12 protein-coding genes and 1 tRNA gene are annotated in these 17,277 nt (G+C 36.6%); 11 read left to right on the top strand and 2 right to left on the bottom strand.

Annotation, left to right across the window (positions count from 1 at the left end):
- Nucleotides 1–178 precede the first annotated feature (178 nt).
- The 4 genes from EHC72_RS20120 to EHC72_RS20105 all read left to right on the top strand — a co-directional run bounded on the left by EHC72_RS20120 (nucleotide 179) and on the right by EHC72_RS20105 (nucleotide 6,834).
- Nucleotides 179–3,289 carry a SusC/RagA family TonB-linked outer membrane protein gene (locus EHC72_RS20120; RefSeq protein ID WP_165585892.1) on the top strand — a complete coding sequence of 1,037 codons (3,111 nt, stop codon included), beginning with the start codon at nucleotides 179–181 and terminating at the stop codon, nucleotides 3,287–3,289.
- 11 nt (nucleotides 3,290–3,300) lie between these two features.
- On the top strand, nucleotides 3,301–4,995 hold the full coding sequence (locus EHC72_RS20115) for a SusD/RagB family nutrient-binding outer membrane lipoprotein (protein WP_131539516.1): 1,695 nt from the start codon (nucleotides 3,301–3,303) through the stop codon (nucleotides 4,993–4,995).
- Nucleotides 4,996–5,021: 26 nt separating this feature from the next.
- Complete coding sequence (locus EHC72_RS20110; RefSeq protein WP_131539515.1) at nucleotides 5,022–5,969, top strand: DUF1735 domain-containing protein; 948 nt, start codon at nucleotides 5,022–5,024, stop codon at nucleotides 5,967–5,969.
- A 178-nt stretch (nucleotides 5,970–6,147) separates the two neighbouring features.
- Entirely contained in the window at nucleotides 6,148–6,834 is a 687-nt protein-coding gene (locus EHC72_RS20105; RefSeq protein ID WP_131539514.1) for a hypothetical protein, read from the top strand.
- A gap of 102 nt (nucleotides 6,835–6,936) precedes the next feature.
- Here the strand turns inward: EHC72_RS20105 and EHC72_RS20100 are convergent, their stop codons facing one another.
- Nucleotides 6,937–7,344 (bottom strand): DoxX family protein, encoded by a 408-nt coding sequence (locus EHC72_RS20100; protein ID WP_131539513.1) that lies wholly within the window; start codon nucleotides 7,342–7,344, stop codon nucleotides 6,937–6,939.
- 2 nt (nucleotides 7,345–7,346) lie between these two features.
- Entirely contained in the window at nucleotides 7,347–8,246 is a 900-nt protein-coding gene (locus EHC72_RS20095) for a S66 peptidase family protein (RefSeq protein ID WP_131539512.1), read from the bottom strand.
- Here EHC72_RS20095 and metG point away from each other — a divergent pair.
- The 7 genes from metG (at nucleotide 8,245) to EHC72_RS20060 (ending at nucleotide 17,166) form a co-directional block, all read left to right on the top strand.
- Entirely contained in the window at nucleotides 8,245–10,395 is a 2,151-nt protein-coding gene (gene metG, locus EHC72_RS20090; RefSeq protein WP_131539511.1) for a methionine--tRNA ligase, read from the top strand. The two genes, EHC72_RS20095 and metG, sit on opposite strands and share 2 nt — an antisense overlap.
- An 8-nt stretch (nucleotides 10,396–10,403) precedes the next feature.
- Nucleotides 10,404–10,475: transfer RNA gene (locus EHC72_RS20085), tRNA-Arg, on the top strand.
- 312 nt (nucleotides 10,476–10,787) lie between these two features.
- The gene (locus tag EHC72_RS20080) at nucleotides 10,788–12,059 is read left to right on the top strand and encodes a site-specific integrase (RefSeq protein WP_131539510.1); all 1,272 of its coding nucleotides are present in this window, start codon (nucleotides 10,788–10,790) and stop codon (nucleotides 12,057–12,059) included.
- An 811-nt stretch (nucleotides 12,060–12,870) separates the two neighbouring features.
- Entirely contained in the window at nucleotides 12,871–13,494 is a 624-nt protein-coding gene (locus tag EHC72_RS20075) for a DUF6088 family protein (RefSeq protein ID WP_131539509.1), read from the top strand.
- The gene (locus EHC72_RS20070; protein WP_131539508.1) at nucleotides 13,478–14,479 is read left to right on the top strand and encodes a nucleotidyl transferase AbiEii/AbiGii toxin family protein; all 1,002 of its coding nucleotides are present in this window, start codon (nucleotides 13,478–13,480) and stop codon (nucleotides 14,477–14,479) included. The genes EHC72_RS20075 and EHC72_RS20070 overlap by 17 nt, the downstream gene beginning before the upstream one ends.
- A 335-nt stretch (nucleotides 14,480–14,814) precedes the next feature.
- Nucleotides 14,815–15,579, top strand: a complete 765-nt coding sequence (locus EHC72_RS20065) for a metallophosphoesterase (protein WP_246029470.1) — start codon at nucleotides 14,815–14,817, stop codon at nucleotides 15,577–15,579.
- Nucleotides 15,580–15,699: 120 nt separating this feature from the next.
- Nucleotides 15,700–17,166: an ATP-dependent nuclease gene (locus tag EHC72_RS20060; RefSeq protein WP_131539507.1), complete on the top strand. Its 1,467-nt coding sequence runs from the start codon at nucleotides 15,700–15,702 to the stop codon at nucleotides 17,164–17,166.
- The last annotated feature ends 111 nt before the right edge of the window (nucleotides 17,167–17,277 follow it).

Here is a 17,277-nt window from a genome sequence, read left to right as displayed (position 1 = left end):
TTGGGGCATAAATTTCTCGATTTTCCGCAAAAAAATGCCGTTGTATATGTTTTTTAGCATTTTTTGAGAATATTGTGTTAAAACATGTTAAAATATGTTAAAATAAATTTGGTTCTATAGTCAACTAAGTATATTTTAGCAAATCATTATTAATCATTAACTAACCTATTTTCAAATTATGAAAAAACTTCTACAAAGTTTGTTCATTCTTGTGCTTTGTGCATTTTCTGCCTTTGCTCAAGAAAGAACTGTAACTGGTACGGTTACAGCACAGGAAGACGGACTACCAATCCCTGGCGTTTCTGTTAAAGTTAAAGAGGTATCAAACCTCGGTACGCAAACCAGTGGCGACGGAAAGTTCTCGCTAAAAGTACCATCAAATGGAAAAACACTAATTTTTTCTTACTTAGGGTATGCAACTAAAGAAGTTGCTATCACTTCAGGAAATGTATCAGTTTCTTTAGTGTCTGATACAAAATCATTAAACGAGGTTGTTGTAACAGCTGGAGGTCTATCTGCTACTAAAGCTCAATTAGGTACAGCTTCTACAACTATTAAAGCGGAATTACTTACTCAAGCTAAACCAACAAACGTTGCAGCGGCTTTAAGTGGTAAAGTAGCTGGTTTACAATTAAATGTTGTAGGAAGCGGTGTAAACCCATCTTATCGTTTAGTTTTAAGAGGTAACCGTTCATTATTAGGTAACAACACTGCGTTAGTTGTTGTTGATAATGTTATTGTTCCAAGCTCTATTCTTGGAAACCTTAATCCTGATGATATTGAAGATCTTCAGGTATTAAACGGTGGTGGTGCAGCAGCACTTTATGGTTCTGAGGCATCTAATGGTGCATTAGTTATTACCACTAAAAAAGGTAAAAGAGGTTCAACAAACTACAAAATTGGCCAAACAACAAATGCAGAGTGGGTAAGTTTCTATCCTAAATTGCAAAAAAGATTTGGTTCTGGTACAGAGCCTGATGTACAGACTTATAATCCTCATGAAAACCAACAGTATGGACCAGCTTTTGACGGCGTAGTTCGACCAATTGGTGATGCGCTTGAAAACGGAGCAATCCAGATGGTTCCTTACGCATATAATGATTCTAAGTATAAATTCTGGGATACTGGTGTTACAAACATGACTGATTTCTCTATGTCTACAGGTGATGATAAATCATTAACGTTTTTATCAGCTCAGTATTTAGATGCAACTGGTACTACACCAAAAGATGCTTATAACCGCTTTACTTTACGTTTAAATGGCGATAGGGACTTTGGAAAGGGAGTAAGCATGTCATTCAATGCTAACTATGTTCAAAATAGATCTAATGTTACCACTGCAACATCATCTATGTATGATCAGCTTATGCAAACTCCGAGTAATATTCCAGTAACTGATTATAAAGATTGGAGAAATAACCCATTTGCTAATCCAGATGGTTATTATAACGCATACTATCAAAATCCTTACTATACATTAGACAATCAACGCCAAGCCGTTAGAAATGACTATTTGACAGGTAATATCGATTTAAGATATAAACCATTAGATTGGTTAAGATTTACATACCGTGTGAACATTACTTCACAAAATGCATCAAATAAAAACTGGGTTGATAAATTTGTAAGATCAGCTTATACAAAGGGACTAGGCTTATCATCATTAAAAAATAATGATATTGCTGGTAGTGTTTCTGATGGCGAATCGTTTTCAAATCAATTACTAACTGAGTTTCAAGCTAACATAAACAAGAAAATTACTAAAGACTTAAAATTGGATTTAACTCTTGGCGCAAGTTTAAGAAATAATACTGCAAAAAGTATTGGTGTTGCTGCTTCTGGTTTAACTTTCCAAGGTTTATTTAATATAGCTGCACGTACGGCAGCAAATATTACTGGTAATGAAAGTAACTCTACTGTACATCAGCAAGCAATTTACGGTGATATGAGGTTAAGTTTTAAAGATTATTTGTACTTACACGCAACTGCACGTAATGACTGGTTCTCTACATTACCTACAGCTAACAGATCTTTATTCTATCCTTCTGTTGATGCTTCATTCATTGCTACTAACGCAATTGATGCTTTGAAAGATAACAAGTTCCTTAACGTGTTAAAACTTAGAGCAAGTTATACAACTGTGGGTAACGTAAACTTAGGTGCTTACCAATTGCTAACTACTTTTAGTCAAACTGGAGGTTATCCTTATAATAATAACCCAGGTTATGCTATTGGTAACCAGGCTGTTAATCCAAATTTAAAACCTGAGAGAACTAAAGGTTTTGAAGGTGGTGTGGATGCAGAATTTTGGGATAACAGAATTAGTTTGAGCAGTACACTTTATTACACAAGTACTACTGACCAGATTGTGCCAGTAAACATTTCATCTGCTTCTGGTTTCTCTACTTATTTAACAAATACTGGAGATGTAACCAACTTCGGTTCAGAAAACAGCTTAAATGTTATTGCTTACCGTAATACTGACTGGGAGTTTGCCGTTGGTGGAACGTTTACATACTATGAAAACAAAGTAAAATCTATTAGTGATAAAGTATCTAGATTAAATCTTTCTACAGGTGGTAATGCACAAGTTGTTGCGGAAGCTGGTCAAACTTATCCAATGTTAAGAGGAACAGATTTCAAACGTGATGCGCTTGGTCGTGTTATTGTTGATATAAACACTGGTTATCCTTCAGCTACAGAATCTGGTGTTCTTTTAGGTAATACAAGTCCAAAATATATTATGGGTCTTAACCTTTCAGTTAAATATAAAACCTTAAGATTAGCGGCTGTTGCTGAGTACAGAGGTGGATATGTTATTCAATCTCCTGATGCAGGAACAAGTTTTGAATTCTCTGGTTCTGGAGAAAGAACTGTAACTTATAACAGAGAGCGTTTTGTTTTTCCTAATTCATCTTATTTAGATCCAGTTACAAACCAATACGTTGCCAACAATAACATTACCGTTAGAGATGGTGGTGCGGGTTTCTGGCCTTCTTCAGCTTATAATACTGGTATTGCTTCTAACTATGTTTATAGCGGTGCTTATTGGAAAATTCGTGAGATAAGTCTTTCGTGGGATCTTCCTAAAAAATGGTTAGGCAACATGAAAGTAGTAAAAGGAATAAATATTGCTGCTCAAGGTAGAAACTTATTCTTATTCGTACCAAAAGAAAACCTTTACACAGATCCGGATTATATTTTAGGAAATAATGCTATCGGTATTACCACTTTAGCACAAACGCCTCCAACCCGCTTCTTTGGAGGTTCAGTTTCAGTAACATTCTAATTGAAAAAAACATGAGAAAATTATTTAATATATTCATTGTAGGAACCTTGATTTTATCAGGCACATCTTGTAAAAAGTTCCTTGATGTAAACACAAATACAAATAATCCAACATCATCTGTTCCCAATATCGTATTGCCGCAAGCAATTGTAACATCTGCTACAGCAATGTCAAGTTATGATAACTTTGGAGCATGGACAGGTGGCTATAAAGCTAATGCAGGCGGTTATGGTGGATGGGGTACCGTTTGGACCTATAACTTTACAACCGCAGATTATGCTGCGATGTATACCAATACCTTTTCTGGTATTAACCAGTTAAACTTTGTAATTAATAATACTACTGCTGATGGACCATTGAAATATTATAATGCAATGGCTCGTATCATGAAAAGTTTTCTATATACAAAACTTGTAGATCAATATGGAGATGTTCCTTATTCTGACGCAGGAAAAGGATTGGATAACTTGAGTCCGAAGTATGATAAGTATACTGATGTATATAAAGCATGTTTTACAGAATTGAATGCTGCAATTGCAATTATGAATACAGCACCAATTACCAATGTAACTACTGCTGTTACAGCTGGACAGGATCCACTATTTGGTGGTAGTGCTACTGCTAATTTGGTAAAATGGAAACAATTTGCGAACACTATAAAGTTAAAAATGCTGGTTCGTACAAAAAATGTTTCAGACCTTTCTGCTTGGGTAACTACCTCTATTTCTTCTTTACCAACTACTTCTGCAGAGTATTTAAATGACGATGCAATTGTACAACCTGGATATTCTGCTTCTACTGCTAGTCAGTTTAATCCAAGATGGACAACTTATGGTTGGGATATTAATGGTACTGCAGCAACAAGTGGTTTATCTAATATACCTACCCCATGGATTCTTACTTTCTATAATGGTACAAAATTAACAGATGCTGTTCGTGGTGCTGCAATTTACGCATCATTTGGAACTAATGTTTCGCAAACCATTAATGGTAATACGATCACATTTACGGCGCCTGCAACAAATCAATTAGGTTATGATGTAGAACCTGTTAGACGTGGACAGAATGGTTCATGGTGGTACAGTGGTATTGGTAGATCTGCAAGACCAACTAGTACAACTGCTAACTCTGCAGCGGATGTAGGTGGTGTTTTAAAAGGTGCAACAATGGGTACTGTATTAATGTTAGCTTCTGAATCTTATTTTTTACAGGCTGAAGCATCTTTGGGTAGCGTAGGTATTCTTCCTGCTTTATCAGGATCTACACAGGCTTTATTTGAAAATGGTATAACTGCTTCCTATACATATCTGTATAAGAATGCGGCTAACGTATATTTCAATACAAATCCTGCAACTACTTTAAAAAACAACTATATAACAGCAAACGCAACTAGCCCTTTAGTAAACTGGACCTTAGCAGCAAGCGATGCACAGAAATTAGAGGCTATAATTACGCAAAAATATATTGCTGTAAATATGATTAATAGCGAGGAAGGCTTTAACGAGTACAAAAGAACGGGCTACCCTACAATTTCTGCTGGCTCTACTACAGCTACAGCTACTTTTGCATCATTAAAATCGGGTGCGCCAGCGGTAGATAAATTACCAACTAGAGTTCTTTACCCAGCTATTGAATTTCAGGTTAACTCTGAAAACGTTCCTAAAGGTGTTAGTGCTTATACCACTAAAATATTTTATGCGAAATAGTAACCACAATATTAAATTTCAAAAAAATGAAAATATATAAATTATTCATCACAGGAGCAATCATGACAACTATTTTGTCATCTTGCTTAAAGAATAAATTTGACTACATTAATCCTTCTGGAAGTGTGCCTGTAGTTGAGTTTAAAAACCCTGGTGCCCCCTCTTCAGAATCTCCTGAGGGTGCTATTTATACTGTATTTCCAGTTGCTTATGCTTCTGGTGCAACTTTTGAAGCAACTTACACTGTTCAATTAACAGGACCAGCTGCTGCTCCTCAAGATGTAACTGTTAATATCGGGACAAAAGGCTCTGCCGTTACAGAATTTAATGCATCAAAATCGAATGTTGCTTCTTATGTACCTTATGTAGAATTACCAAGCTCATTGTACACAATTTCTAATCCAACGGTAACCATTCCTGCGGGGCAAAATACGGCAACGGTTAAGGTTGTATATAAAACAAGCTCATTTAACTTTGCTGCCAAATATGCACTTCCTCTAAGTATTACAAGTACTAACTATGCAGGTATAAGTAAAAATTTCGGAACCATTTTGTTAAATGTAGCCGCAAAAAATGCTTGGGATGGTATATATTCAATGCAAGCAGGTAGTGCAGTACAGAGATATAGTGCACCTGGTGTTCCAACGGTGGGTGATGCCTTAAATGGTAGCATGGCTGGAAACCCAGATATTACCTTAACCTCTATTAACGGTACTACCGTAGAGATTGCTAATTTAAGATGGCAAGGTGGTGCTTCAGGTATTGCAGGTATTGATAACCTTCAGGCTGTTATTGACCCAGCAACTAATTTGGTAACTATGAAGTCTTTAGGGAATGCCACACTTAAGAACATTCCGGGTAAAGATAATAAATACGACCCTACAACTAAGACGTTTACTTTAAACTTTGACTGGAATCAAACTACTGCTCCAAGAGAAGTATCGTTAGTAGTTAAATATAAAGGATCAAGATAGAATTAAAGATTTTGTATATTTATAAGAAAAAGAGAGCATAATGCTCTCTTTTTTATTGTTATAATTTATTTTCTGTGTGAAACAGTTAACAACTATTCGTAATTAAAAATTAATTTATCATTCAAGCAATTGCAGTTTGAATCATCTATATTATTAGTATTACTAAATTTTTTTTGATATGAAAAAACTATTAACGTTATTAATTTTATTTTACTCTTGTTTTTTGCATGCGCAAAATCTTCAAGAGAAAAAATTTGATCTTCCTGATGGATCAAAACTGATTTATCAAACGATTAATAATGCCCTTAATGGCTTATATGAAATTAAGGATGGATCTTTAGTTCTTCTAAGAGGAAACTATGTTAATGAGAAGCGTGTTGGGAACTGGTATTTATTTAATAAGGATAAAAGCTTGTTTGCAAGATATAATTATGATGCAAAGAAATTATTATTTGTAGATAGTAAAATGCTTGCTTTAGCAACAATTAAAATAAATTCGGGAAATACAGAAATAGACACTAAAGCATCAGTAAGCTTGCCAATTCTATCTATAGAACAATATTTTCCTATTGCTAGTACACTTGCAACGGATGCCATTCCTGATAAGGATAAAAATACATTAGATCCCAATTCAATTACTATAACAGCTGCAATTGATGAAGTTGGCGCAGCTAAGTATACTGTAAACTACCTTATTAAAAATGAGAAGATAAACCAGAGATTAGAATTGGATAAATTTCCTTTTAAAATTGACTGGATACCGGCTTCTTATGAAGGAAAGGCCTATCCATCTGAATTTATTATCAAAGTTAAAATTAATAATAAACCAGCGGATGGTAACCATAGAAGATTTAACTGGTTATAGAAATTTCTGTAAACTTTAGAGATGAACATTAAATCTCATTTTGAATGAACTCACTAGTGAAAAGGTGAAAAAATATTCTTGCCTTTTCACTATTAAAGTACCCTATCTTTTATCTACACTGTATTTTCCTGGCCCTATAAAGGTTAAACCGATAAATACAATTCCTAGTTCTATTGCGTGAGATGCCCCTCCTATTCCATCTCCTTTAGAGAAATGTACTAAAGCCGCGATAACCATTGTAAACAATAATAACAAGCAAGCAGGTCTGAAAAATAAACCTACGATTAATAAAAAACCACCGAAAGTTTCTGTTGCTGCTGCCATAAATCCCCAAAAAACAGGGAAAAAATTAATACCTATTAATTTCATGCTGCCACCCAGTCCTTCCCAACCTGGAATACCACCTGCAATTTTTGGAAAGCCATGGATAATAAACATTACGCCCAAACCCAAACGGATTAATAGTAAACCTGTGTTGCGATATTTGCCTAAAGAGTCGAAAATTGCCATTTTTATAAATATTTAAATCTAACGTTGTTTGTTTCTATTTCTAATTTAATATTTGCGCCCAAAATCATACTTAGGTTATTATCAATATGCCCGGTTGGGAAGTTGAAGCAAATAGGATAATCGTATTCCTTTACTATTTCCCAAATTACCTGTTCGGCTGTTTGTCCGAAAGAAATTTTTTCTTCCTCAATTTCATTAAAGGCACCAATAATTAGTCCATTTAGGTTTTTAAGTTTGCCAGCTCTCTTCAGCATTCTTAACATTCTATCTATTGAGTATTCATGTTCGCCAACATCTTCCAGAAATAAAATTTTATTGTTGAAATCCATTTCTGACACTGACCCTTGAATCATGGTTAGCAATGTGAGGTTGCCTCCTATTAAAATACCCTCACAGTGTCCTTCTTTATTTTTAAGTGAACTAATGTAATGGTATTCTTGTGTTTCGCCGAATAAAGCCTTCTTTAGTGATAATAGAGATAGTTTTGTAGCTTCTTCAAATGTGTAAGGCATTTGACCATGAATGGATTTAACGTTTTGTGTTGCAAAAATATGGGAAAGGATTACCGTAATATCACTAAAACCAACAAACCATTTGGGGTTTTCAGCAAATTTGGTGAAATCTAAATCATCAATAATCCGAATGGCTCCATAACCACCTCTTCCACAAATAATGGCTTTAATTGATGGATCATCTAAAAAATCTTGTAAATCTGCGGTACGAAGTTTATCGCTTCCAGCAAACTGATGATGACTTGCATAAACACTTTTACCTAGGATGACTTCTAAACCCCAGTCTGTTAAAACCTTAATTCCAAAATCAATAGACTTGGGTAATTTCTTCGCTGGACAAACAATAGCGATTTTATCTCCTTTTTTTAAATACTGGGGCTGCTTTATCATGTTCAAAACACTTATCTTTGCCAAATTAATAAAAAATGTTTTGGATAATAGTAAAATAAAAAGATATACAGTAACCGCGGCGCTTCCATATACCAATGGACCGGTACACATTGGCCATTTAGCTGGGGTTTATATTCCTGCTGATATTTATGCCCGCTATTTACGCTCCAACAAAAGAGATGTGAAATTTATTTGCGGTTCTGATGAAAATGGAGTACCCATTACCTTAAAAGCCAAAAGAGAAGGCGTTACACCACAGCAAATTGTAGATAAATATCATAAAATTATTGGCGATTCTTTCAAGGAATTTGGGGTTTCGTTCGATATTTATCACCGTACATCTTCTTTAACTCATCACCATACCGCAGCAGATTTCTTTGAAACATTATACAAAAAAGGTGTTTTTACTGAAGAAGTTACCGAGCAGTATTATGATGAAAGTGCTAAACAGTTTCTTGCAGACCGTTACATTACAGGTACTTGCCCAAAATGTGGTAATGAAAATGCTTATGGCGATCAGTGTGAAAATTGTGGTTCTACATTAAATGCTACAGATCTAATTAATCCAAAATCCACCTTATCAGGAAATAAACCCGTATTAAAAGAAACTAAGAACTGGTTTTTACCATTAGATAAGTACGAAGGTCGTTTAAGAGAATATATAGAGAGTCACAAAGAATGGCGACCAAATGTTTATGGTCAGTGCCAAAGTTGGTTAAATGCAGGTTTGCAGCCAAGAGCAATGACTCGCGATTTAGACTGGGGAATTAGAGTACCTGTACGTGGAGCTGAAGGCAAAGTGCTTTACGTTTGGTTTGATGCGCCTATCGGTTATATTTCGGCAACAAAAGAGCTTTGTAATTATGCAAAATTAGATGTGTGGAACCCAAAAGCTGAAGAATATTACATCAGTAATGTAGAAACCGATAAATGTGGTTGGGAAGAGTATTGGAAAGATGAAGATACTAAACTGGTGCATTTCATTGGAAAAGATAATATTGTTTTCCACTGCATTATTTTTCCAGCGATGTTAATGGCGCATGGTGATTATATTCTGGCTGATAACGTTCCGGCAAATGAATTTTTAAACCTTGAAGGACAGAAAATTTCAACCTCAAAAAATTGGGCTGTATGGCTTAATGAATATCTGAGAGAATTTGAAGGTAAACAAGATGTTTTACGTTATGTGTTAACGGCTACTGCGCCCGAAACTAAGGATAATGATTTCACTTGGAAAGATTTTCAGGCAAGAAATAACAATGAACTGGTTGCAATTTTAGGAAATTTTGTAAATCGTGTAGTGGTACTTACTCATAAATACTTTAACGGTGTTGTACCTACAATGATGGGCATTACTCCAGAAGATCAGACTGTAATTGATGATTTAGCTACTTATCCAGCTAAAATTGCAGCCTCAATTGAAAATTATCGTTTTAGAGAAGCACTTTCTGAAGTTATGAATGTTGCTCGTTTAGGTAATAAATATCTAGCGGAAACCGAGCCTTGGAAAATCATTAAAACAGACGAAGATCGTGTTCGTACTATTTTAAACATCGCACTGCAAATTGCGGCTAACATCCAGATTTTAATAGAACCTTTTTTACCTTTTACAGCAGAAAAATTAATGAAAATGCTTAAAAATGGTGGGCAGATATGGGAAGATGCTGGTTCTGTTAATCTATTAAAAAGAGGACATGAAATTGGTGAAGGAGAATTACTGTTTGAAAAAATAGAGGATTCAGCTATCGATTTCCAAATCGAGAAATTAAACCAAAGTAAAGTTAGTAATAGTGCTGCTGCTGTTGAGGCTATTCCGGCCAAAGAAAATATTCAATTTGACGATTTCTCTGCAATGGACATCCGTGTAGCAACTATTATAGCTGCAGAAAAGGTGGAAAAAACTAAAAAATTGCTAAAGTTAACCGTTAATACTGGTATTGATGAGCGCACCGTTGTGTCTGGTATAGCTGAGCATTATAAACCCGAGGATATTATTGGAACTCAGGTAAGTATAATTATTAATTTGGCTCCTAGAGAAATCAAAGGAATTTTATCACAAGGAATGATTTTAATGGCCGAAAATTCGGAAGGAAAACTTACTTTTGTGGCACCTACTCAAAAATTTGAAGAAGGTAGTGTAATCAGATAATTGCACATGGTCCCGTAGTTCAACGGATAGAATAGAAGTTTCCTAAACTTTAGATATGAGTTCGATTCTCGTCGGGACCACTTCCTTAGATTCAAACCAGAACATTGCCGCACAAATCGTTGATTTTCAAGGCTTTGTTTTGGTTTTTATGACACATTAAGACTCGTTTTCGACCATTCTGAATGGTTAATTTTAGTGAGTCGAAAACTGACGATTTTTTGTAAGATACTGTAGGTCAGTGGATTGATCGAAACATCAAAGCCAGAATTATTCCGAAATGTTCGGGTGCTGGATTATTTTGTAAGATATTGATTTACAGCTCGTTCGACTGACGAACATCTTGATGACTCACTGGCTCAAATGTACATTTGTTTAATTTTAAATGTATCATTATGAGTTACAATTTTCATCTTTTATTCTATCTGAAAAGACCAAAAAATTTTATCAAGGGCGAGATGATGCCCATCTATTTACGGATTACCGTGAAGGGAAAACATTCGGAATATTCTGTCGGCAGAGAAATTATTCCCAGCTTCTGGTCGGCGCTTAAAGGAAAAGGTACCGGCCTGCGCGAGGAGATCCGGGAACTTAATGATTATCTGGACACGCTGGCCTCAAAAGTTCGAAGGTTTCATACCTCTCTTGTTGAGAAGGAAGATGAGGTGACAGCGGTGATTTTACGGGATCATCTTACCGGTAAGAATACGTCTAACCATAGCCTGCTGAGAGTTTATCAGAAGCATAATGACAATATGGAAAAACTGATTGGTAAAGGATACAGTTATAGCACGTTTCAAACCTATCAAAGTTCCATCAGACATGTTAAACAATTTCTTCAGCTCAAATATGAGGTTCAGGACATTAACGTTAAAAAGGTGGATTTTAAATTTATCACCGATTATGAGATATTTCTTAGAATAGATCGAGGAAATAATGCAATGTCTGCCCGGAAATATATTGTTCACCTGAAAAAAATCATGCTGTATTGCCTGGGTGCCGGGTGGATTGTTGGTAATCCATTTTTAAATTATCGCAATACTGCTAAAGCTAAGGCAAGGACTTTTCTAAATATGGAAGAGTTGGATAGAATTAAAAACAGGGAATTTCCACTTGAGCGCTTAAACATCGTTCGTGACATTTTTATTTTCAGTTGCTACACAGGCCTTTCTTATATAGATGTGAAGCAGCTTCGCCTGGATCAGATTACAAAGGGTGATGACGGTAATTTATGGATATTCATTAAACGGCAGAAAACGGAAACACCCTGTCACATCCCCTTGTTGGATGAGGCAAAAATAATTCTTGATCGATATAAAAACCACAGGATATGCCGATGGAGAAAAGTGGCGTTGCCGGTGCTCACCAACCAGAGGGTGAATGGGTATCTGAAAGAGATCGCCGATCTTTGTACCATCACTAAGGTGCTTACCTATCATCTTGCCAGGCACACTTTTGCAACCACTATTACGCTTTCCAATGGTGTGCCGATTGAAACAGTATCCCAAATGCTTGGACATAATAGCTTGAAAACCACCCAGCATTATGCGAAGGTGATTGATACGAAAGTTGGTACTGAGATGTCTGCATTACAGGAGAAGCTGTTAGACCGAGATAAGAAGGAAGAAGATACAGGTGATATGAAAGTTATGAAGCTATTTAGATAAATTGCTTTCAATGTAAACGGAAATCGGTTGTAATTTGTCTTGTCAATCTTAATGTAATTGCCAGTATTTGTATCAACACTAGGCAGATAATTTTAACACAAGGGTTTAAAAAATAAATAATTATTATACTAATAGTATTACTTTTTATGGTTTTTTAAACTGGTATTAAGATGTCTGCATTACAGAAGAAACTTCTAGAAGGATAAAGAGGAGGATGATGGTGATGTGAAGGTTATGAAGCTTTTTAGCTATGTAGCTGTTATAGGCTTTGAATATTGAAGCAATGTTAATTTAGATTCTTCTTAGTTGAGTAAAATCATTAAAATATAGTTCATGGTGTAATCTTTTTAGGGAACATTTTTATGGCAACTGTGAGTTTTTATAATTATAGTGTTTTGAGGTATTATGGTAGCAAGGCAACTTAAGAGAAAAAACGGGCCCAATCAAATTTACAACAGATTTAGGAAGTGCGAGTAGTAAGTAGACTTAAGTGACTGATTATAAACAAGTTTTTTGATTATTTATATTTTGTTTTTATCTTTGATAATCTTCGAAGAAAATCCAAAAATTTTAAAAAATAGGCCTTTTTAAAGGGATCTCTGTGCCCTTTATTCGCTTACTGTTTACCGAATGGCAACAAAGTTGCCATTCGGTAAACAGTATAAAAGGCACTTGCTGTATAGTCATGGCCCATCTTTGATGGGCCATGACTTATTCCTATACGTCAATCATTCTTCTTATGAGCCAAAAAAAGCTAGTATAAAGTGTCACAAATATTTCATAAATTTGTGGCAAAATAATTCATTTTAATATGAAATATTCAGCACATAATCAGATAGTTAACAAGATAATAAAGAATAAGCGCGGAAAGCTGTTTTTCCCAACCGACTTTTCGGATATTGGTAGTGCTGATGCGATCAGGAGCAGCCTGTACAGGCTTGAAAGGGATCATGTACTGGAACGGCTTGCGCATGGAATTTATTTGTATCCGAAGATAGATCCTGTTTTTGGTAGCCTCTACCCTTCTACTGAGGAGATAGCGGAAAGTATTGCTAGGCGTGATCATGCGAGGATTATTCCTACAGGATCTGCTGCTTTACATAAACTGAGGCTGACTACACAGGTGCCGATGAATGTTACTTATCTGACTGATGGTGCGCCCAGGAAAATCAAGATCGGAAAGCAGCGGATTACTTTTAAGCCTACAACGGCAAAGAAGCTGGCTACTAAAGGAAAGATCAGTACGCTGGTGATACAGGCGCTTTCAGAACTGGGTCAGAAGAATGTGGATAGCCAAATGCTAGACCGTTTGAAGTTGGTACTGAAGGATGAAGATAACAGGAACATTGAACATGACGCTAAATTAGCACCGGCATGGATTGCGGTGATATTGAATGAACTCTCTAAATCGATAGAAAATGATAAACTGGCTTAAATCAACGGCTGAACGTCAGAAAGAATTATTGGGACTGGCCAGTAACAAGACTGGTCTTCCCGCTTATGCGATAGAAAAGGATTGGTGGGTAACTTTGGCGCTGTATGCGATATTCCGGACTCCCTGGTCGGATCATTTGGTGTTCAAAGGCGGTACTTCTTTAAGTAAATCCTGGGACCTGATCGAGCGTTTTTCCGAAGATATCGATCTGGTTATTGACCGGTCGGTACTGGGTTTTGGGGAAGAGTTGAGTAACTCCAAGATTAAAGAATTGCGCAAGGCTTCCTGTGCCTTTATTTCAGGGGAATTTAGGGACGGGTTGGAAAAGGAGTTGCTCGATTTGGGCATCCCTGCAGATCTGTTTTCTTTAAAAGTGGCTGAAACGACAGAATCTGACCGGGATCCTCAGGTACTGGAGCTGTATTACGAGTCTGTACTAGAAAAAGGCGGTTATTTAAAAGAGGCTGTACTCATCGAGATTGGTGCCAGGTCGCTAAAAGAGCCTTCAGAGCAAAGGGAAATTAGCCCGATTATTTCGCAGGCTTTGGGCGATTTTAACATAGCTGGGGAACAGTTCAGCGTGCTTACTGTTCTGCCAGCGCGTACATTTTTGGAAAAGGTTTTTCTCCTACATGAGGAATTTTGTAAGCCTGCTGAAAAGATAAGAACAGAAAGAATGTCGCGGCATCTATATGATCTGGATAGGATTATGGATACTGAGCATGGTAACCAGGCGCTGCAAGATAAGGATTTATACAAGGGAATAGTGGAACATCGGGCAAAATTCAATGTGATCCGAGGAATTGGTTACGAAAAACATGGGTATCAGGATATCAGCTTTATTCCACCGGTTGAGGTATTGGGAGCTTGGGAAAATGATTATAAGGCCATGCAGGAAAGTATGATCTATGGTGACTCGAAAACGTTTAAAAAGTTGGTCGGACGTATGGAGGAACTGACCAAAAGGTTCCGAGATGTAAAATAACTTCTTTATTTCAGGAGGATAAATTGCCTGCTTTTTTGTTTTAAGGTTTATTCATACCAGCTGGATTTTGGTTTACGAAAATGGGAGTTTTCGGCGATGATCGCCGCAATTCTCCGTTTCGGTAAACCGAATTTGCGTGTCAATGCACCTATTATACCTAATTACTTATAAGCCAATTGATTTTTTAGATAAACAGTGATTAGCTAAATGATTGTTATTTCAATCATTTATGTTGATTAAGTTTGAAATAACAATCATCATACATCGAATGCAGTCATCCTTTTTTGTAAAAACGTTAGGAACAATTTCTGTCTGAAAAACCATAATATATTCGAATGTTATCAACTAAAGAAATGAAAATAAAGATAATTAGCGACCTACATCAAGAATTTGGAATCTCAGATTTGGATTTTAGCAATGCTGATCTCATTATCCTGGCTGGAGATACAAACCTGGGGACAAAAGGAATAGAATGGGTAAAGCGAAACATCCCTGATAAACCGGTAATATATTTATTGGGTAATCACGAATATTACAAGGGATCATACCCGAAGACACTCAACAAAATACTTGAAGCATCCAAAAACTCAAATGTAAATGTCCTTGAAAATAATATGGTTGAGTTTGAGGGCATAAGGTTCCACGGTGCAACTATGTGGACGGATTTTTCCTTATATGGAAATCCTGTGGAGTCTGGCATTATTTGTCAAGCCAAAATGAACGATTATGTGCAGATACGCATAGATCCAGCTTATTCAAAGTTAAGAACAATAGATACCTATCAGATTCACCAGAAATCAAAATCTTGGCTACAAAAAAGTCTTAAAGAATCACGCGGTTATAAGAATGTGGTAATTACCCATCATGCACCTAGCCTGCAATCAATACCCGAGCTTTATAGAGATGATATCTTGTCATCTGCCTATGCTTCAAACCTTGAAGATGTGATTTTGGAGCATCAGCCTTTGTATTGGATTCATGGCCATATCCACACGCCTACTAGATATACTATTGGTAACACTGAAATTATCTGTAATCCACATGGCTATTTGAATGAGGAGTATAATGGCTATGAAAAAGATTTGATCATTAATATTTAGTTTAGAATGCGGCTATGCGGAACGAGTAGCCAAGTATTCAGTTACTCAACATTGTGTATTTACGGTTTCCCGTACAATATGAGAATTTCTAATACCTAATTTGCCAATAAAAATTAAACCATGGCAAAATCTAAAGAGACCAAAGTTGTTAAGACTAGTGTAAGTGACGAAGAAAATGAGATTATAGCAAATATGCAAAATCCACGGTTAGTAAAATTGATCGTGAAGAATTTCAGGTGTATTGGGCCTAAAGCAGTGCACATAGATCTCAATGATATTGTCGTATTGGTGGGGTCAAATAATGCCGGCAAAAGTTCCCTTCTTCGAGCCTACGAACTGGTTATGTCAGAAGGCTCTAATGAGGCAAAGATTAAACAGGATGATTTCCCCAATAACTTTATTAATCCGGAAAACCTTCCCGAAATCGAACTACATACTATCGTCTATGAAGAGCGTGTTGGAAAACAGTGGGTGGATGTAACCGAGAATGGTGAGCTTTTGGTAAAGGAGAAATGGACCTGGGCTAATGTCGGCGCTCCGATAAGACGTGGCTGGGATGTCACGGCAGGAGACTGGCATACAACAAAGGCGCCCTTTGGTCCGGCAGGGGTAGCAAATACACGAAGGCCTGAGCCGCACAAGGTTGATGCGTTCAGTAAACCTGAAGATCAGGCTGAGGCAATAAAAAAACTCCTGATGGCCGGCATTTTGGAAAAGGTAAACCAGTTGAAAACCGAAGAGCAGAAAAATGAGTATCACAAGATGCTTGATGCCATAGAAGTAGTTCAGAATAAAGTGATCAAGGATACTCGTGGCCAGATTGATTCTGCAAATGACGAGCTGAGCAAGTTAATAGATAAGGTATTTCCCAATTATAAAATAAATTTTGACGCGCAGCCAGATAGTAAGTCTGAGTCTGTCCTTTTCAAGTGGACCGCTGATCTTTTGATGGGTCCTATGGATGGATATATGAGTACGATAGACAAACAAGGGAGTGGAGCAAGAAGAACTCTTCTTTGGACAGCTCTTAAATATATCTCGGAAACGACAAGGCCGAAAATGGCTGATGATGTGCCAACTCGACCACATATATTACTTATTGACGAACCTGAGATATGCTTACATCCAAACGCAATTAGAGAAGCTTGCAAGGTTCTGTACGATTTGCCGGGGTTTGGGAATTGGCAGGTGATGGTAACCACTCATTCTCCAATTTTTATTGATTTTTCAAGGGACAATACCACTATTATACGTGTAGAGCGTAATGCGGAAGGCGATGTGGAAGGAACGACAATCTTTCGTCCGGATAAAGCAAAACTCGATGATGGCGACAAAGAAAATCTGAAATTATTGAATATCTGTGATCCATATGTGGCGGAATTTCTTTTTGGCGGAAAGGTGCTTGTGGTTGAAGGTGACACCGAATATACTGCTTTCAATTATATCAAATCCAAACTTCCTGAGGAATACAAAGGCTTACATATCATTAGAGCAAGGGGAAAAGCTACTATCGTTTCTCTAGTCAAAATCCTCAACCATTTTGGGGCGAGCTATTCTGTTTTGCACGATAGTGGAATTGCAATATAAAAGTGGAGACATTTTATGCCGCTTCTGTTTTATTTTTCAGCATTGCTCTTTCAACCTGAACTGGGGTTCTGTAATCAAGTGCCGAATGTCTTCTTTTCCTATTGTACCATA

The sequence above is a fragment of the Pedobacter nototheniae genome (assembly GCF_004335085.1).
GTDB classification, from domain to species: Bacteria; Bacteroidota; Bacteroidia; order Sphingobacteriales; family Sphingobacteriaceae; genus Pedobacter; species Pedobacter nototheniae.
The sequence above is the reverse complement of the archived record's forward strand: the minus strand, read 5'-3'. Positions and strand labels throughout refer to the sequence as shown.